We start from the raw sequence: 17,865 nt of genomic DNA, 5'->3' as shown, positions 1-17,865 counted from the left end.
TTACCAGACTTTACGACCATGAAACCCTGTTTTGATCAAAATGGGACGCCCTATTCGCTTCAATTATTAAAACGAATATAAAATTGTGGACGTCGTCACATTTCGATGGCGTGGTGCGGCAGATTACTCGCGCTTTTTCTGCTCGTTTTTCACTTTCATGGCATACATCTTTTCATCGGCGGAGGTGATCCAGCTGGTCATGTCAGGATTGCCATCATGGTCGTATTCGCTTACTCCCCAGGAGAAGTTAAGTCGCCACGGTTTCTCCGTAGTTTGGTTAAATACCTCAGCCTGCTCAACCAGGTGCTGCATCGCGACCCACGCCCCCTGCTCATCGGTATCCGAGAAGATAATGGCGAACTCATCGCCGCCGTAACGCACCAGCAGGTCGGCTTCACGAAAGCTGTCGCGCAGCAGGTTGGCCATTGCCCGCAGGGCGTTGTCGCCCTCTTCATGGCCAAAGGTATCATTGATATATTTAAACTTATCGAGATCCAGCCAGGCGAGGGTCAGTGGCTCCGCGCGGCGGCGAGCGCTGGTGATTGCATATTTACCGAGGTTATAGAAGCCGCGACGGTTGAACAGGCCGGTAAGCTCGTCGGTGGTGGCAGCGCTAATGGCGGCAAACTCATCCTCTACGATGGCGGCAAAATCCTTCAGCACCGCGACGTCGTCCGCGGTAAACTCGCGCGGCTCAGGGGCAATAAGACAAAAGGATCCCACTATCAACCCGTCCGGCAACTGCAGCGGATAGCCGGCATAAAAGCGAATATGCGGCGGACCGACCACCAGCGGGTTATCAAAAAAGCGTTCGTCCTGCTGGGCGTCCTGGACTATCAGAGGCTGGGTACTCAGGATGGCATGGCCGCAAAAGGAGATGTCACGCAGTACCTGTCCGTTAGCAATACCGTCGCAGGACTTAAAGTGCAGCATAGTGCTATCAACGAGACTAATCAGCGCAATGGGGAGATCAAACATCCGTTTTGCCAGCCGCGTGAGCCTGTCAAAACGTTCATGCGTACCGGAGTCCAACAGCCCGGACTCATGAAGCGATGCCAGACGCTGTTGCTCGTTTTCAGGAAGTTGAGGAGTCTTCATAACGGGCCTTTTTCACTAATCAAAACCTAAGCTTAGCGCATTTAGCCCGTTTGGTCAGTGGGCATAGATCCGGTTCTTACCCGTGCGTTTGGCTCGATAAAGAGCATCGTCAGCCGCTTTTAACCAGTCGGTGACGGTCTCCATGTCCTGTGTGGCATTGGCAATGCCGATGCTGAGCGTACAGCGGAACGAGGCGTCCTGAGCCACCATCATCACGGCGGTAGCATCCATTATACGTTTCGCGACAATGAATGCCTCTTCAGGTGAGGTATTCGGCAGAAGGATCACAAACTCATCACCCCCCAGCCGCGCTGGCGTGTCGGTTTTACGGCTGGCGACATGCAAAATTTTAGAAACCGTCACCAGCAGCGTATCCCCCACCTTGTGGCCAAACCTGTCGTTGACCTCTTTAAAGTTATCGATATCGATAAACATCAACGATGAACAGTGGATAGCGTCGCGCAGCTTCTCCAGCTCATTCTGAATGCGCTTCTCCAGCAGGCGGCGGTTGGCAATGTCGAGCAGCGGATCCATCATCGCGATGCGCTCCAGTTCGCGGCTTTTGTGCCTCAGCTTTTTGGCAATATTATCCGTCAGGATGCTTAGCGCCAGCACATAGATAGCGATAAGCGGCAACGTGGCAAGCAGCGTGCGTTGGGAGACAACGGGATCAAAAGCCATGCCCTGGGCCAGCCAGGCTGCGGCAAACACCGCCAGCATAGTCGCACCCGCTTTGCGCATAAGCGCAATACCGCCCGCCGCAAGACGATCGGCGAGAAGAATAGTCGCAATCACCACGGAGGGGAGCGGATTCACTGCCATCATGGCGATCCAAAATCCCCCCGCCGCCCCGTCAACGATCAGGTTATGGTGTTCACAGGTCAGCGGTTTTTGCGCCTGACGGGCTCGCAGAAAGGCAATGGTCGGCCAGACAAAGGCGTTAACAGCCAGCAGCGCGATGAGCCAGCGAGGCTGATGATGCTCCAGCAGCACAGAGAGGATTGGGAAAAAGCAGAGCAGCGTTCCCAGCATACGCATCAGATACATCCGTCTTACAAAACGCGTGCCGGTGATCTGTTCACTTCGTTTGAGCTTATTCGATCCAGTCATCGCGCAATTCTATCCGATACGTATACTCGGCTATAGTATTGGCGTTAAAAATGGGTAGCAAGCGATTTTATACGTTATTTCAATCAATTCCTTCTCATCTGAGATGCAGAAGTGACAGTGTCACATAGTCTGCTGCCCTGCATCGGGAGCTACTGCTTCAACAGGCCCCTGATACTCACGGGCACTGGAGCGATTACGCCCTGCCTTTTTCGACTGGTACAGATACTCATCCGCTTCAGCCAGCAGCTTGTTGAACCGCTCGGTTAACTCCCATGACTGGGCGGTGCCGCTGCTCAGACCAATGCTGACCGTCAGGAATAGCGTCTGCTGTCGCCAGTGGAAGGGAGTGGCTTCCACGGCGCGGCGTATGCTCTCTGCCAGCATAAATCCCTGGCGGGGATCCTGCGTCGTGGCGACAACGGCAAACTCCTCTCCTCCCATTCGCGCCACGATACCGCTATCGCCGACCACCTGCTGTATCTTCTGGGCCAACGCGGTCAGCACCCTGTCGCCACACTCGTGGCCAAAGCTGTCATTGATGGTCTTGAAATAGTCGATGTCCAGCAGCATGACCGTCAAATGTCGCGACTCGGTATTGCGTTCGCGGCCCAGCGCTTCATAGAGACCTGAGCGGGAGTAGACTCGGGTCAGAAAATCAAAATCAGCGCGCAGCGAAACCTGCTTCATCAGCGCATTAATGGCATTAACGCTGACGCAAACAATGATGGGACAGATGGCCATCGTGGCGATCCCCAATCTCGCCGAGAACATACGCGGCATCTGCAGGGGGCTGGCAACAAAGATATTGATGGTACCGTTGGCGACCAGAATGATTTCCAGCGCCCCGGTTAAAAAGGTCAACAGCGCGGTGGTTAGCAGCGAATAGCGAACCGCGCACCAGATCAGGGCCGGGAGTGGAAAGAGCAGGCTGCCCGCCCCGCCGATAACCACGGAGGCAGTCAGCGAGATCAGCAGGGCCGTCGTCGGCAGCAAGGGCTCAACACGAAGCGGCGTCACCCAGCGCGGCCACGTCAGGGTGAGTATACAGGGCAGGATCAGCACCCCGGTGGAGAACTGCTCGCTAAACCAGTCGGCAAAGAGCGGCCAGAAGGTCAGATTGTCAATGCCTACCGACGCAAACGCGCCGACCAGCGCACAGCCCAGCGCACCCAGCAGGCAGTAGTTGAATATTCGCAACGCATTAATCGGCAGAGAGCGTCTCTCTGGCCGTTGTTTATCCCGGACGATCAGCAGCGCGACGGTGAGGATAAACACCATGTTCGACAGGTTGATCACCAGCGAAGTCGCTCCCCATGTCGTCGTCAGCGCATCGTAAACCAGCATCGCTACATAGCAGAGGGCGTAGTTGTGCAGGCGGTTCAGCCACGTATAGCGCGCAAAAATACCGGCCATCACCGCGTTCAACGGCCAGAACAGGGAGAGCTCCTCTACCAGCCTGAGCATCGCGCCAATAAAGTAGAACAGCGTGGTCAGCAGAAATATCATGACCGCGTTACGCCACGGCCTCTCTTTATGGAACGGACGAAACGCGATGTTCAGTGGTGAAAGCATAGGATCCAGTCCCTGTAGATAAGGGTAACGACGCGGCAGGCCATCAGTAAACCGAACGTCCCAGCTGATGGCTGAGGGCTTCAAGCATAGCAATACCCGCCAGCGAGTTGCCTGCCTCATCAAGCTCCGGACTCCAGACGCAGATAGCCATCTCATGGGGCACGATCGCCACAATACCCCCTCCGACTCCGGACTTTGCCGGCAGGCCCACGCGCCAGGCAAACTCCCCCGCGCTCTGATACATGCCGCTGGTCGCCATCAGAGCATTAACCTGCCGCGACTGCAACGGAGAGATAACCGGTCGGGTCAGATGGGGCGCACGCCCCTCGTCCGCCAGAAAGAGGAACGTCTTAGCCAGCTCGACGCAGCTCATCTTGAGGGCGCAGTAGTGGAAATAGTTTTGCAGCACCGTCGCCACGTCGTTGTGGAAATTACCAAAGGATTTCATCAGCCAGGCGATGGCCGCGTTACGCGCCGAGTGGTCGAACTCAGACCGCGCCACGTTGCTGTCGTAGGTGATATCGCTGACGTCGCTGAGCTGGCGCACCACCTCCAGCATCCGCTGGCGCGGGGCGCTGAGACGGCTTTGCAGCATATCGCACACCACCAGCGCCCCGGCGTTGATGAAGGGATTTCGCGGCTTGCCCTGCTCAATTTCAAGCTGCAGCAGCGAATTAAAGGGGTGACCAGAGGGATCTTTGCCCACGCGCTGCCAAATCTCCTCCTCCTGGTAGTGATCCATCGCCACCACCAGGCTCAACACCTTCGAGATAGATTGAATAGAGAAACGCTCGTCGGCGTCACCGGCCTGAAAGTGGCGGCCATCAATGGTACTGACCGCGATCCCCAGCCTGTCCGCCTCCACCGATGCCAGCGCCGGAATGTAATCGGCTACTTTACCCCGACCTATAAGAGGCCGCACCTGAGTCAGAATAGACTCCAGCATGTCATTATCCATGACCGTCGCCACACTACACTCCTTGCTCACAGGCTTTAAAGGGGCTGCGAGTATATCAGAGCCGAGCGGCGAGCGTCATGCCGGAAGTCGAAAACGCGTGACCGCCTGCATAAGCTGTCGGGAGTCATCGTGCAGCTGCTGCGACGCCTCGGCGGCGGTGCTGACCAGCTCGCCTGTACGCCGGGCGACCTGATTAAGCCCCTGAAGCTGACGCGTCATTTGGTGGATGTTCTCGCCCTGGTTCAGCGTCGCCTGAGAGATATCATTGAGCAGACCGCTAAGATGCCCTACCAGCCCCGTGACCTGCTGAAGGTTATTCTCCAGCCGGTTCACCGCCTGCGAGCCCGCCTCTATCCCCTGCAGCGAATGCTGGATCAGGGTCTGAATCGTCTGCGTCGAGTGGCTGCTTTTACGTGCCAGCAGCCCCACCTCTTTCGCCACCACCGCAAAGCCGCGACCATGATTGCCGGCGTGGGCAGCCTCGATGGCCGCATTGAGGGCCAGGATATTGGTCTGGAACGCCACGTTATCGATCAGGGCTACGATGCCGCGCATCTCATCCGAGCGGGCCACAATCGCCTGCATAGATTCATTGACGGTGTCCATCATCCTGTCCCCCCCGGCGGCAGCCTGGCGGGCCTCGTCTGCGCGCTGGCTGGCAAGTTTCGCATAGCCGGTGTTGCCCTCAACGTGAGACTCCAGCTCGGCAATGTTGGCCGTCACCTCGTCCAGCTCTTTGGCCTGGCGAGCAGACTGCTGATAGAGCTTCTGGTTACCCTGCGCCAGGCTCTCGATGTTGTTTACCATCGAGGCGGTGGCGTCGCTGACCTGGGTCACCAGCTGCTGGAGCCCCCGCTGCATGGCCTCAATGCTGACGCTGAGCTGGCCGATCTCCCGGTTGAAACAGGTCACCGGCGGCGGTGACACTGAGAGATCCCCTGCTGCAAGAAGATTGATATGGGTAATCAGCCGCTTGAGCGGGGCGATCACCCAGCGCGACATGCCAAACCAGACGGCAATGGCAATCACCAGCAGCAGCGCCGGTCCCAAAATAAACAGATATTGCAGATTGGCTAGCCGGGACATCAGCGTCTGCCTGCCCTTCTCTGCACGCGCATCGCTGGCCGTGCGGAAGCGGGCAAAGTTATCGTTGAAGTCGGCCTGGAAAGCCTGGGCCGGGACGGCAAAAAAGGCGTCGATGGACTGCGTGCGGGTCAAGGCATCCGCCTGCTCCTTGATAGCGCCGTAGAAGAGCTGGTAGCTGTTTATCAGCCCCTCGTCCTGGGGTGGATTAAGCGCCCGCCACGCCTGCCAGCTCTTTTGCGACGTCGCCAGTGCCTGCTGGGCCTCGTCCATCAGGCTATGCCAGCTGCCCTCGGAGCCGGTGGCCTGATCCTGCATAAAATAGACCCCTGCGCGGTTAAGCAGATCGCTTGCCGCCAGCAGCGCCACGCGTGCTTCATCAACCTTTGACTGTTGAAGAAGCGCCTGCTGATTGAGCCGCTCATGATGCTGGGCGTCGTGGAGGGAACGAGAGAGGAGTAGAGACGAGGAGATCTGAAGCGCGGAGAACAAGCCGATAATGCACAATATCCCTGCCAGCAGGCCAAACTGCCGTGGCCTTGCCCGGTGGAATAGAGAGGGAAAAATTTTAGTTAAATTCATGATATTCTTCTGTAACTCTTCTGCTGTAACCACACACTGCGCGTGAGTCTACGAAAGAAAAATGACAGAACCATGACAGCGCGGCACCGCTGAATTAACACCGGTGCCGCGCAGATTAACAATACCTGTTACAGACGATCTTTCCACACCGTCTGCACGTTACAGAACTCATGCAGGCCGAAATGCGACAGCTCGCGACCAAAGCCGCTCTTCTTCACGCCGCCGAAGGCTACCCGGGCATCGCTGGCGCTATAGCCGTTGATAAACACGCCGCCGCACTCCAGACGCGCCGCCAGGGCGTTTGCCCGGGCCTCATCAGCGCTGAAAATCGTCGCCGAGAGGCCAAAGTCGCTGTCGTTAGCCAGGGCTAAAGCGTGTTCGGCATCCCTGGCAACGATAATCGCCGCTACTGGGCCAAACAGCTCCTGACGGAACGCGGTCATCTCCGCGGTGACGCCGGTCAACACCGTTGCCGGGTAGTAATTCCCCTTCCCGCTAATTTTCTCTCCGCCAAGGCGCAGCGTCGCCCCTTCGTTCAGGGTTGCTTCAACCTGGGCATGCAGTTCATCGCGCAGATCGTAACGCGCCATTGGCCCAAGGTAATTCTCCTCTGCGTCCGGCGCGCCCAGCTTCAGCGCCGCCGCGGCGGCAATAAACTTCTCGGTAAAGGCGTCCGCCACCCCTGCCTCAACGATAAAACGTTTCGCTGCGGCGCAGACCTGTCCGGTATTCTGATAACGTCCGGCAACCGCCGCTTTAACGGCCAGATCGAGCGAAGCGTCGTTCAGCACGATGAAGGGATCGGATCCCCCCAGCTCCAGCACGCATTTCTTCAATGCCGCCCCCGCCTGGGCACCGATGGCCGCCCCGGCACGTACGCTGCCGGTGACGGTTACGGCGGCAATGCGCGGATCGTTAATCGCCTGGCTTACGCCCTCGTTGGTGGCGTTCACCCAGCCAAAGACGCCCGCCGGTAAGCCTGCCTCGCTGAAGATATCACCCAGCAGCTCGGCGCAGCCCAGCACGTTGGGGGCATGCTTCAGCAGATAGCTGTTGCCCGCCAGCAGGATCGGCACCGCACCGCGCAGCACCTGCCAGACCGGGAAATTCCACGGCATCACCGCCAGGATCGCCCCCAGCGGACGGTACTCAATGACCGCCTGGTTATTCTCGACCTGAGTCGGCTCGCTCGCCAGCATCGCCGGGCCATGTTCGGCATACCAGTCGCAGAGGTTGGCAGACTTTGCCACCTCAGCCCGGGCCTGCAGGATAGGTTTACCCATCTCGGCGCTAATCAGCTGGGCCATCTTCTCACCGTGCTGACGCAGAACGGCACCGACGTTACGCAGCGCCTGGGCACGCTGCGCTACGCTCTGCTCCCGCCACTGGCGGAAACCCTGCTGCGCGGCGGCCAAAGAGGATTCGACCTCTGCCGGCGTTGCCCACGGCCGGGCCGCAAGCTGCTCACCCTTCGCCGGGTTAATGGATAGGGCATGTGTTTTTGAGGAAATAGACATTATTTATCTCTCTTATAAACAGGGAACTTGCATTATCCTGGCCGACTCTGCTATTTCTGAAAACTGAATAATATTAACCTATCCTTTCACGAATTGAGAATGGCATGGATTTAACTCAGCTTGAGATGTTTAACGCTGTCGCGCAGACCGGCAGCATTACCCAGGCCGCACAGCGGGTGCATCGGGTTCCATCAAACCTGACAACGCGTATTCGCCAGCTGGAGGCGGATCTGGGGGTGGATCTCTTTATCCGCGAAAATCAGCGGCTGCGTCTCTCTCCCGCCGGGCATAGCTTTTTACGTTACAGCCAGCAGATCCTTGATCTGGTGGAAGAGGCGCGCAACGTGGTCGCTGGCGACGAACCGCAGGGGCTTTTTGCCCTTGGCTCGCTGGAGAGCACCGCCGCCGTGCGTATTCCGGCTACCCTGGCCGACTTTAATCAGCGCTATCCACGTATTCAGTTTGATCTCGCTACCGGCCCGTCCGGCACCATGATCGACGGCGTGGTCGAGGGACGGCTCAGCGCGGCATTTGTTGATGGGCCGCTGATGCACCCGGGTCTGGAGGGGATCCCGGTCTACCGGGAGGAGATGATGATCGTTGCGCCGGGGGGACACGCCGCCATCGACGACGCGAGGCGGGTCAACGGCGCAAGCATCTACGCTTTTCGTGCAAACTGCTCCTATCGCCGCCACTTTGAGAGCTGGTTTAAGGCGGCGGGCGCTATGCCAGGCAAAATTCACGAGATGGAGTCCTACCACGGGATGCTGGCCTGCGTAATAGCCGGGGCCGGACTGGCGCTGATGCCGCGCAGCATGCTGGAGAGCATGCCTGGACATCATCAGGTTTCGGCCTGGCCGCTGGCGGAGGAGTGGCGCTGGCTGACCACCTGGCTGGTATGGCGCAGAGACGCAAAGAGCCGTCCGCTGGAGGCGTTTATTACCCTGCTGCAAGAGCGGCCGCAGACGCCATAGGATAATAGTATAGATGTTTCAAGATATTGCGCTGATGCGCGGCAAGGGATATTTTGAAGCGGTCGCCATTAACGGTTAACGGAAAAAGAATGAATACCAAAGCCCGTAAGGTCATGATTATTGGTACCGGCAACGTCGGTGCATCGGCAGCCTATGCCCTGCTGAATCAGAACATCGCTGAAGAGCTGATTCTGGTCGATCTCAACCGCGATTGCGTCGAGGGGCATGCCCAGGATCTGGCAGACGCAGCGGCCTATATGCCGGGGATGATGGCTATCTCTACCCGTGACGTCAGCGAGTGCGCGGATGTCGATATCGCGGTGATCACCGTCTCCGGCGGGCCGCTGCAGCCCGGCCAGACTCGGCTGGATGAGCTGACCAATACCGCCAAAATCGTCAAGAAAATTGTCCCGCAGATGATGGCTAGCGGCTTCAACGGCATCTTTCTGATCGCCACCAATCCGTGTGACATTATCACCTGGCAGGTGTGGAAGCTCTCTGGCCTGCCGCGTAACCAGGTCATCGGCACCGGCGTCTGGCTGGATACCACCCGTCTGCGCCGCTCCCTCGCCCAGTCGTTGGATATTGGTGCCCAGAGCATCGATGCCTTTATCCTCGGCGAACATGGCGATACCCAGTTCCCGGTTTGGTCACACTCCTCGGTCTACGGTTCACCCATCGCCGAAGTCTATCGGCGCAAGACCGGTCAGCCGCTGGATCGTGAACGTCTGGCGGAGCAGGTTCGCCGTCAGGGTTTTGATATCTACGCCCGGAAAGGCTGCACCGAATACGGCATTGCCGGGACCATCGCCGAGATCTGCCGCAATATTTTTACCGGCAGCCATCGGGCGTTAGCCATCTCCTGCGTGCTGGACGGTGAGTATGGCGCGAAGAATATCGCCATCGGCGTGCCGGCGGTGCTGGCCCAGAATGGCGTCCAGCAGATCATCGAACTGCAGCTGGCGGAGGATGAGCAGGCGAAGTTCCAGCACTCGGCAAGCGTTATTGCCGCAAACATCGCCCGCCTGCCCTGATAGTAAGCGCTAATGTGCGGCACCACGCCGCACTAACAGCAGCGTCAAGCTAAACGACATCACCAGCGAGATCAGCACGCCAGAGATGGCATAGGGGAACCACGGGCCGATATAGGCTGGCAGGCTGAAGATACTGGAAAGAATGTAGCCAAACAGCCGCACGCCAAAGAAAGCGATAAACGCCGACGCCACGCTGCTGGCAATCGTCGCGGCAACAAATGCCCGCTTCTCTTTGGTCAACACGCCAAACAGCGCCGGTTCGGTGATGCCCAGCAGCGCAGAGATGGCCGCTGACAGCGTCACGGTGCGATCGTCACGATGACGGTTCTGGAACCAGATGGCAAAGGTCGCACCAGCTATGGCCATGTTTGCCATGCACATCATCGGCATTAGCATGTCGTAGCCGTGTTCGCTGAAGTTTTGCAGGGCAATGGGCGTCATCGCATGATGCATGCCGGTGAGGATTGCCACCGGACGGATCGCGCCAACAATCAACCCCGCCAGCACCGATGAGGTATTAAACAGGCCTTGAATACACCACGCCAGGCCTTTACCCAGCCAGATACCCACCGGACCTATCACCACTAACGCCACCAGCGCGGTGATAAACAGCGTCAAGGTTGGCGTAAATACGGTTCTCAGCACCTGCGGCATGATGCGATCCACCGCGCGATGGATATAGCTCAGCGCCAGCACCGAGAAGATGACGGGGATCACGCTGGAGGCGTAGTTGAATATCGATACCGGCAGCACCCCGGCAAACCAGTAGGCCTGCACCGCGCCCGGCGCCCCGCTCGACAGTTGCTTAGCAGCATCAATCAAGGAGGGATACATTAAGCAGGCAACCACTGCCGCTGCCAGATATTCGTTAGTTTTAAACATCTTCGCGGCGGATACCGCGAGGAAAAACGGCAGGAACCAGAAGACGCCGCTGGCAATCATATCGATGACCATTACAGTGTCACTTTTTGCCGAGAGCAGATTCATGGCAATAAAACCGGCCAGCAAGCCTTTGATCATCCCCGCACCCGCGATAGCGGGCACGATGGGACCAAACACGCCGGACACCGTATCCATAAACAGCGAAACCAGCCCCCTCTTCGCTTTAGCAGGTGCCGCACCGGCTGGCTCAGCGGCCACGTCGCCGCCGATCTGTTGATACCAGTGATTCACCTGTGGGCCGATAATCACCTGGTACTGCTCGCTTTGCAGCTGTGCGCCCAATACCCCTGGTAGCTGGGTGACGGCCTGTTGGTTGATCTTCGCCTCATCCACCAGATCGAAGCGCAGACGCGTCATGCAGTGCCAGACCTTATTGATATTTTCTCGTCCGCCAACGCCCTGAATCAGCGCATTGATGATGGCTGGATTACTCATTTTCTGGCTCCTTATCTGCCTTGATGACGGCATGTTCAATGCTGAGGAAGTCTACGGGATGGCCGTGCATAAAAACAGACCAATGAAAAGTGACAATGCTCACATAACCTGTATAGAAAGGCGTTCATGAGAGAATTAACAGCAAATTGGTCTGGTTTTTTCGTCATTCAAAGCTTCAGCGCAGACCAAAATAAAGTGCTGGCAATTGATAAAAAAGAGCAGGAATAATAGTCCCCGCAATCTGCTTTTCAGTCAGCCGTCAGGAGCGACCATGACACCTACTTTAATCACCAACGTCGAATGTTTTATCACTCGTCCGGATCGTCACAATCTGGTGCTGGTCAAAGTCACTACCGATAAAGATATCGTCGGTTATGGCTGCGCCACGTTTCAACAGCGGCCGCTGGCGGTGAAAACAATGGTGGATGACTATCTAAAACCGCTGTTGATTGGGCGTGATGGCAACCACATTGAAGATCTGTGGCAGATGATGCAGGTGAACGCCTACTGGCGGAACGGTCCGGTAATGAATAACGCCATCGCCGGCGTGGATATGGCGCTGTGGGATATCAAAGGCCAGCTGGCGGGAATGCCGCTCTATCAGCTGTTCGGGGGTAAATCCAGGGACGCGATTGCGGTCTACAGTCACGCTGCCGGTGAGAGTATGGATGAACTCTATCCGCAGGTGGATGCCCTGCTCGAGCAGGGTTATCGCTATATTCGCTGCCAGCTCGGTTTTTACGGCGGTACGCCGCAGAATCTGCACGCTACCCGCGAACCGACACTGGGCGCCTACTACGATCAAGATGAGTACATGGCGAATACTGTCGCCATGTTTAAAGCGCTACGCGAGAAGTACGGTCAGCGTTTTCATATTCTGCATGACGTCCATGAGCGACTCTTTCCGCAGCAGGCTATTCAGCTGGCGAAGGCGCTGGAGCCTTATCAACCCTGGTTTTTGGAAGACATCGTATCGCCACAGCAGAGCGGTTGGCTAGCGCAGATCCGTGCCCACAGCAGCGTGCCGCTGGCGCTGGGCGAGCTGTTTAACAATCCGGCCGAGTGGCACGATGTGATCGTCAATCGCCAGATCGATTTTATCCGCTGCCATGTGTCACAAATTGGTGGCATTACGCCAGCGCTCAAGCTGGCGGTGCTTTGTCAGGCATTTGGCGTGCGTCTGGCATGGCACGGGCCGCCAGATATGACCCCTGTCGGCGTGGCGGTGAATACCCATCTTAATATTCACCTGCACAACGCGGCGATTCAGGAGTTTATCCCCGTGCAGGCGAATACCCTGGCGGTATTCCCCAATGCGCCGCAGGCGGAGGGCGGGTATATGTATCCGCTCGATCGTCCGGGCATTGGTATGCAGGTGGATGAAGCGGCGATGGCAACTTTCCCGGTGGTTTATCGCCCGCATGAATGGACGCAAAGCCGCCTGCCGAACGGCGCCATACACACGCCTTAACTGCCGCTGCGAAAGCGCAGGTTGTCGGCATTAAACGGCGTGACATAGGTACATTCATAATGGATGTCGATCACTTCACTTAATATCCAGACTTCGCTGCCCGCAAGAATGCCGCGATTAGTAATTTTCATGGCGGGGGTGCCGCGTTTGCAGCCGAGCAGCGCGGCCTGGGTTTTGTCCACCGCCACCGCCTGATAGTGAGTGAGAAAGTGGGACAGCGTGAGGCCTTTGCCGATCGCATAGCGTTGCAATGAGCTTTCAATCACCTGTGGATTAAGATCGGGAAAATGCGCCAGCGGCAGGCTGGAAGTTTCAATCTGCGTGCAGCGATCGTCCACATAGCGTAGGCGACAGAAGTACCACAGCCAATCATTTTCCCCGATGCCAAATACCTGCTGCTCCTCCTTGCCGGGCAGCCGTTTATGCAGGCTGAGCAGGCGATAGCGCATTTGGTCAAAGCGTTTTTCGGTAATAGAGTTGTAAACCAGCGGATTGCTGCGCGCATTCTCGCTAACGTAAATGCCCGAGCCCTGCACGATGCGAATTATGCCGATGCTGACCAGCTTTTTTAAGGCTTCCCGCACGGTGTAGCGCGAAACGCCGTACTCTTCGGCAAGTTCGCGCTCGGCGGGTAATTTATGCAACGGCTCGCTGGCAGTCTGGAAGATCTTGCTGAGCAGATCCTGAGTAATAAATTCCCGTTTTTTCATGGCTTCCATCAACGTTAGGGAAAAGAGCGTTTTTATTACGGGTTTAAAATGAGATCTAAATCACAAAATGGCTGTATTTTCGCCAATGAAAGTTTTAAGATCGCCATATCTTTTCCCCTCATCAACACTACTATAACCTTATGACAACGAACACTGTTTCACGCAAGGTTGCGTGGCTGCGCGTCGTGACGTTGGCCATTGCGGCTTTCATCTTCAATACCACTGAATTTGTTCCCGTCGGACTGCTCTCCGACATCGCCGACAGCTTCGGGATGCAGACCCCGGAAGTGGGCATTATGCTCACTATCTATGCTTGGGTAGTAGCGCTGCTGTCGCTGCCGTTTATGCTGCTCACCAGCCAGGTAGAGCGGCGCAAGCTGTTGATTGTGCTGTTTGTGCTGTTCATTGCCAGCCACGTGCTCTCTTTCCTCGCGTGGAACTTCACCGTGCTGGTGATAAGCCGGATCGGTATTGCTTTTGCCCATGCTATCTTCTGGTCGATCACCGCCTCGCTCGCCATTCGCGTGGCCCCGCCGGGCAAGCGTGCCCAGGCGCTTAGCCTGCTGGCTACCGGTACGGCGCTGGCGATGGTGTTGGGGCTGCCGATAGGCCGCATCGTCGGGCAATACTTTGGCTGGCGCACTACCTTCTTTATCATCGGGCTTGGCGCGCTGATCACCCTGCTCTGCCTGGCGAAGCTGCTGCCGAAACTGCCGAGTGAACACTCCGGCTCGCTGAAAAGCCTGCCGCTGCTGGTTCGCCGTCCGGCCCTGATGAGTATCTACCTGCTGACGGTCGTCGTCGTGACCGCGCACTACACCGCCTATAGCTACATCGAGCCGTTTGTGCAGCACGTGGCGGGACTGAGCGCCAGCTTCGCTACCGTCCTGCTGCTGATTCTGGGTGGCGCAGGGATCATCGGCAGTATCCTGTTTGGCAAGCTAGGCAACCAGCATGCCTCGGGGCTGGTGAGCGGCGCGATTGCCATTCTCACGATCTCACTGGTGCTGATGCTGCCCGCCTCGCACAGCACAACCTACCTCGCCGTGCTCGGGGTGTTCTGGGGCATCGCGATTATGATTATCGGCCTTGGTATGCAGGTGAAGGTTCTGTCGCTGGCGCCGGACGCCACCGACGTGGCGATGTCGCTCTTCTCAGGCATCTTTAACCTTGGCATCGGCGCGGGCGCGCTGGTGGGCAACCAGGTAAGCTTGCACTGGTCGATGGCTAACGTGGGTTACGTGGGCGCTGTCCCCGCGCTGGCGGCGCTGGTGTGGTCGGTGGTGATCTTCCGCCGCTGGCCCACGGTGCTGGAAGAGCACCCTGCGCTTGAAGAGCAGACCCAATAGCGTTTATGCCGGGTGGCGCTGCGCTGACCCGGCCTACGATGGGCACGGTGTGGATTTGTAGGCCCGCGTAAGCGCAGCGCCACCGGGCGTTACTATGAGAGTGGGTAGTTGGAGATAATCTCCAGCACCCCGTTAATGATAAACTGCACCCCCATGCACACCAGCAGAAAGCCCATCAGCCTTGATATGGCTTCAATACCGCTTTTTCCCACCAGCCGCATCACCGCCCCCGAACTGCGCAGGCAGCCCCAGAGGATCACCGCCACAATCAGGAAAATCAGCGGCGGCGCAACCAGGATCACCCAGTCCGGAAAGGTAGAGCTGTGACGCAGCGTGGAGGCCGAGCTGATAATCATCGCGATGGTTCCCGGCCCGGCGGTGCTGGGCATCGCCAGCGGAACGAAAGCAATATTAGCGTCTGGTTCCTCGATCAGTTCGGCCGTTTTGCTGCGGGCCTCTGGTGACTCATGCACTTTTTGTTGGGGGAAAAGCATCCGAAAACCGATAAAGGCGACGATCAGCCCGCCCGCAATACGCAGTCCCGGAATAGAGATGCCAAAGGTATTCATCACTACCTGCCCGGCATACCAGGCAACCATCATGATGGCAAATACGTAGACCGACGCCATCAGCGACTGACGATCGCGTTCGGCTTTGTTCATATTGCCCGCAAGCCCTAGAAACAGCGCCACGGTCGTTAACGGGTTCGCCAGAGGCAGCAGCACCACCAACCCCAATCCAATTGCTCTGAACAGATCCTGCATTAGCCGTACTCCTTAAGGCGGGATAGTTGCGCCTATTATATGCACAAAAGCCCTTCATGCGCAGTGGGAAATGCGGTAACCCAATGTATAACTGAGAGTTATTCATTATCGGTTTATTGCCAAAAAATCTATACATGAAACGTTTTAGCAAATTGTGGCATACGTTAATGCATTCAGTTGACTTATAGTTGCCCCGGCAATAATATCTGCCGTGACTAATCTACTTGCCGGGGCAACCATCGTGAAAAGCACCAGTGACCTGTTCAATGAAATTATCCCACTGGGCCGCTTGATCCATATGGTCAACCAGAAAAAAGATCGCTTATTAAACGATTACCTTTCGCCGCTGGATATAACGGCGACGCAGTTTAAGGTGCTCTGCTCTATCCGCTGTGCCAGCTGCATTACGCCGGTAGAGCTGAAAAAAGTGCTGTCTGTCGATCTCGGGGCGCTAACCCGAATGTTGGATCGACTGGTCTGCAAAGGCTGGATTGAACGCCAGCCTAATCCGCATGACAAGCGCGGCGTGCTGATCCAGCTCACCGCCGACGGCGCAGCGCTTTGTGAGCAAGGCCATAAATTAGTGGGGCAAGACCTGCATCAGGAACTAACAAAAAACTTAACGGCAGATGAAGTGGCAACCCTTGAGTACTTACTCAAGAAAATACTGCCGTAAACAGAAGAGGTATAATGATGTCCAGACGCAATAATGACGCCATTACTATTCATAGCATATTGGACTGGATCGAGGATAACCTGGAGTCACCGCTGTCGCTGGAGAAGGTCTCTGAGCGTTCAGGTTATTCAAAATGGCACCTGCAACGGATGTTTAAGAAAGAGACCGGGCACTCGTTAGGTCACTATATCCGCAGCCGCAAGCTTACTGAAATCGCACAGAAGCTTAAGCAGAGCAACGAGCCGATTCTCTATCTGGCAGAACGCTACGGCTTTGAGTCTCAGCAGACGTTGACCCGAACCTTTAAAAACTATTTCGACGTGCCGCCGCATAAGTATCGCATTACTAATATGCACGGTGAAGCCCGTTATCTGCTGCCGCTAAACCATTAAAACTGTTAATCGCCTGTATTTAGACGTATCGAGGAAATCATGAAGTTTACCGTCTCCGCCGCCCTTACTCTGCTGGTGCTGTTTTCTGGCAACAGCTTTGCGGAGCAGTCGCGCCCGAGTGAACAAAATCAGCGCGACGCGATGATTATGCCTTCCGCCCATGATCGGTCACCTTTTGACTTTAATCATATGGATTCAGGAAGTGATAAATCCGACGAGTTAGGCGTGCCCTACTACAACTGAGCACGGCTAATACGTTCTTGCCCCGCCCCGTGCGGGGCTTTTTTTTAACGCGCCGTGACCGACCGACGCAAACGAAAGCCAAAGATGTTGATGTAGAGGCCTGCCATGATCAGCGCAGCGCCCAACAGCTGTAGGCCGTTCAACGTCTCTCCCAGCAGTAACGCGGCGCTGGCCATTCCTACCACCGGCACCAGCAGCGAGAGCGGCGCAACGCGCCAGGTTTCGTACCGCCCGAGCAGCGTTCCCCAGATCCCATAGCCAATGATGGTGGCGACAAACGCCAGATAGACCAGTGACAGCACGGTAGTGATATCAATCTGCACCAGGCTTTGCAGCATCAGCGCGGGGCCATCAAAGATTAGCGAGGCGACCATAAAAGGGACTACCGGGATCAGCGCACTCCAGACTACCAGCGACATGACCCCCGGGCGCGATGGGTGCTGCATAATCTTTTTATTGAAAATATTGCCGCAGGCCCAGCTAAACGCGGCCGCCAGGGTGAGCATAAAGCCCAGTACGGTGACGTCCTGACCGTTAAGGCTAGACTCCGCCAGCACCAGAACACCAAAGACGGCCAGGGTAATTCCTAGCACCTGCTTTAGCTGAAGCCGCTCGCCGAAAGCTACCGCGCCGAGGACGATGGTAAAGAAAGCCTGCGCCTGCAACACCAGCGATGCTAGCCCGGCGGGCATGCCAAACTTGATGGCGCTAAACAGAAAGGCAAATTGACCAAAGCTGATAGTCAGGCCATAGCCCAGCAGCAGGCGCAGCGGCACCTTTGGCCGGGCGACAAACAGCAGCGCCGGGAAGGCCACCAGCACGAAGCGCAGACCTGCCAACATTAGGGGGGGCATATTATGCAGCCCGACCTTAATGACGACAAAATTAAGCCCCCAAACAACTACCACCAGTAACGCCAGCAGTCCGTCTTTCCGCGTCATACCTGCCTCTAAAG

Annotated in this window: 17 protein-coding genes; 7 read left to right on the top strand and 10 right to left on the bottom strand. The window is 56.7% G+C overall.

The annotated features are described in order from the left end of the window. Positions 1 to 123: 123 nt before the first annotated feature. The 6 genes from RTX96_RS03210 to sad form a co-directional block, all read right to left on the bottom strand. Positions 124 to 1,098 (bottom strand): diguanylate cyclase, encoded by a 975-nt coding sequence (locus RTX96_RS03210; RefSeq protein WP_103820993.1) that lies wholly within the window; start codon positions 1,096 to 1,098, stop codon positions 124 to 126. A 54-nt stretch (positions 1,099 to 1,152) separates the two neighbouring features. After that, positions 1,153 to 2,145 (bottom strand): diguanylate cyclase, encoded by a 993-nt coding sequence (locus RTX96_RS03205; protein ID WP_312670351.1) that lies wholly within the window; start codon positions 2,143 to 2,145, stop codon positions 1,153 to 1,155. Positions 2,146 to 2,328: 183 nt separating this feature from the next. After that, positions 2,329 to 3,780, bottom strand: a complete 1,452-nt coding sequence (locus RTX96_RS03200) for a diguanylate cyclase domain-containing protein (protein ID WP_312670110.1) — start codon at positions 3,778 to 3,780, stop codon at positions 2,329 to 2,331. A gap of 43 nt (positions 3,781 to 3,823) precedes the next feature. Beyond that, a complete protein-coding gene (gene glsB / locus RTX96_RS03195) occupies positions 3,824 to 4,750 on the bottom strand; it encodes a glutaminase B (protein ID WP_312670109.1) in 927 nt (308 codons plus the stop codon). Between the two features lie 63 nt (positions 4,751 to 4,813). Further along, positions 4,814 to 6,403, bottom strand: coding sequence for a methyl-accepting chemotaxis protein (locus tag RTX96_RS03190; protein ID WP_312670108.1), 1,590 nt, complete (start codon positions 6,401 to 6,403; stop codon positions 4,814 to 4,816). 128 nt (positions 6,404 to 6,531) lie between these two features. Continuing rightward, a complete protein-coding gene (gene sad / locus RTX96_RS03185) occupies positions 6,532 to 7,920 on the bottom strand; it encodes a succinate-semialdehyde dehydrogenase (protein WP_312670107.1) in 1,389 nt (462 codons plus the stop codon). 104 nt (positions 7,921 to 8,024) lie between these two features. Here sad and ptrR point away from each other — a divergent pair, with 104 nt between their 5' ends. Both ptrR and RTX96_RS03175 read left to right on the top strand, forming a co-directional pair. Further along, complete coding sequence (ptrR, locus tag RTX96_RS03180; RefSeq protein WP_312670106.1) at positions 8,025 to 8,894, top strand: putrescine utilization regulator PtrR; 870 nt, start codon at positions 8,025 to 8,027, stop codon at positions 8,892 to 8,894. Positions 8,895 to 8,983: 89 nt separating this feature from the next. Further along, a complete protein-coding gene (locus RTX96_RS03175) occupies positions 8,984 to 9,928 on the top strand; it encodes an L-lactate dehydrogenase (RefSeq protein WP_312670105.1) in 945 nt (314 codons plus the stop codon). 9 nt (positions 9,929 to 9,937) lie between these two features. Here RTX96_RS03175 and RTX96_RS03170 read toward each other — a convergent pair whose 3' ends face one another. Continuing rightward, the gene (locus RTX96_RS03170) at positions 9,938 to 11,305 is read right to left on the bottom strand and encodes a PTS transporter subunit EIIC (protein ID WP_312670104.1); all 1,368 of its coding nucleotides are present in this window, start codon (positions 11,303 to 11,305) and stop codon (positions 9,938 to 9,940) included. Between the two features lie 271 nt (positions 11,306 to 11,576). Between RTX96_RS03170 and RTX96_RS03165 the strand changes: the two genes are divergently transcribed. Then, entirely contained in the window at positions 11,577 to 12,776 is a 1,200-nt protein-coding gene (locus RTX96_RS03165) for an enolase C-terminal domain-like protein (RefSeq protein ID WP_312670103.1), read from the top strand. On the opposite strand, the gene RTX96_RS03160 is transcribed toward RTX96_RS03165, so the two are convergent. Further along, on the bottom strand, positions 12,773 to 13,486 hold the full coding sequence (locus tag RTX96_RS03160; RefSeq protein ID WP_312670102.1) for a GntR family transcriptional regulator: 714 nt from the start codon (positions 13,484 to 13,486) through the stop codon (positions 12,773 to 12,775). The genes RTX96_RS03165 and RTX96_RS03160 overlap by 4 nt on opposite strands. A gap of 140 nt (positions 13,487 to 13,626) precedes the next feature. Between RTX96_RS03160 and RTX96_RS03155 the strand changes: the two genes are divergently transcribed. Next, positions 13,627 to 14,835 carry a sugar transporter gene (locus RTX96_RS03155; protein ID WP_103820983.1) on the top strand — a complete coding sequence of 403 codons (1,209 nt, stop codon included), beginning with the start codon at positions 13,627 to 13,629 and terminating at the stop codon, positions 14,833 to 14,835. Between the two features lie 92 nt (positions 14,836 to 14,927). Here RTX96_RS03155 and RTX96_RS03150 read toward each other — a convergent pair whose 3' ends face one another. Beyond that, positions 14,928 to 15,599 carry a MarC family NAAT transporter gene (locus RTX96_RS03150; RefSeq protein WP_103820982.1) on the bottom strand — a complete coding sequence of 224 codons (672 nt, stop codon included), beginning with the start codon at positions 15,597 to 15,599 and terminating at the stop codon, positions 14,928 to 14,930. A 241-nt stretch (positions 15,600 to 15,840) separates the two neighbouring features. Here RTX96_RS03150 and marR point away from each other — a divergent pair, with 241 nt between their 5' ends. From marR to marB, 3 genes are read left to right on the top strand one after another with little or no spacing between them, the layout of a single operon-like run. Continuing rightward, complete coding sequence (gene marR, locus RTX96_RS03145) at positions 15,841 to 16,275, top strand: multiple antibiotic resistance transcriptional regulator MarR (RefSeq protein ID WP_103820981.1); 435 nt, start codon at positions 15,841 to 15,843, stop codon at positions 16,273 to 16,275. A gap of 17 nt (positions 16,276 to 16,292) precedes the next feature. After that, entirely contained in the window at positions 16,293 to 16,667 is a 375-nt protein-coding gene (marA, locus tag RTX96_RS03140; protein WP_103821041.1) for an MDR efflux pump AcrAB transcriptional activator MarA, read from the top strand. 39 nt (positions 16,668 to 16,706) lie between these two features. Next, entirely contained in the window at positions 16,707 to 16,910 is a 204-nt protein-coding gene (gene marB, locus RTX96_RS03135) for a multiple antibiotic resistance protein MarB (RefSeq protein WP_103820980.1), read from the top strand. Between the two features lie 44 nt (positions 16,911 to 16,954). On the opposite strand, the gene eamA is transcribed toward marB, so the two are convergent. Beyond that, positions 16,955 to 17,851: an O-acetylserine/cysteine exporter gene (gene eamA, locus RTX96_RS03130; protein ID WP_103820979.1), complete on the bottom strand. Its 897-nt coding sequence runs from the start codon at positions 17,849 to 17,851 to the stop codon at positions 16,955 to 16,957. Between the last annotated feature and the right edge of the window lie 14 nt (positions 17,852 to 17,865).

It is taken from the genome of Pseudescherichia sp. (assembly GCF_032052675.1).
Taxonomy (GTDB): domain Bacteria; phylum Pseudomonadota; class Gammaproteobacteria; order Enterobacterales; family Enterobacteriaceae; genus Pseudescherichia.
The sequence above is the reverse complement of the archived record's forward strand: the minus strand, read 5'-3'. Positions and strand labels throughout refer to the sequence as shown.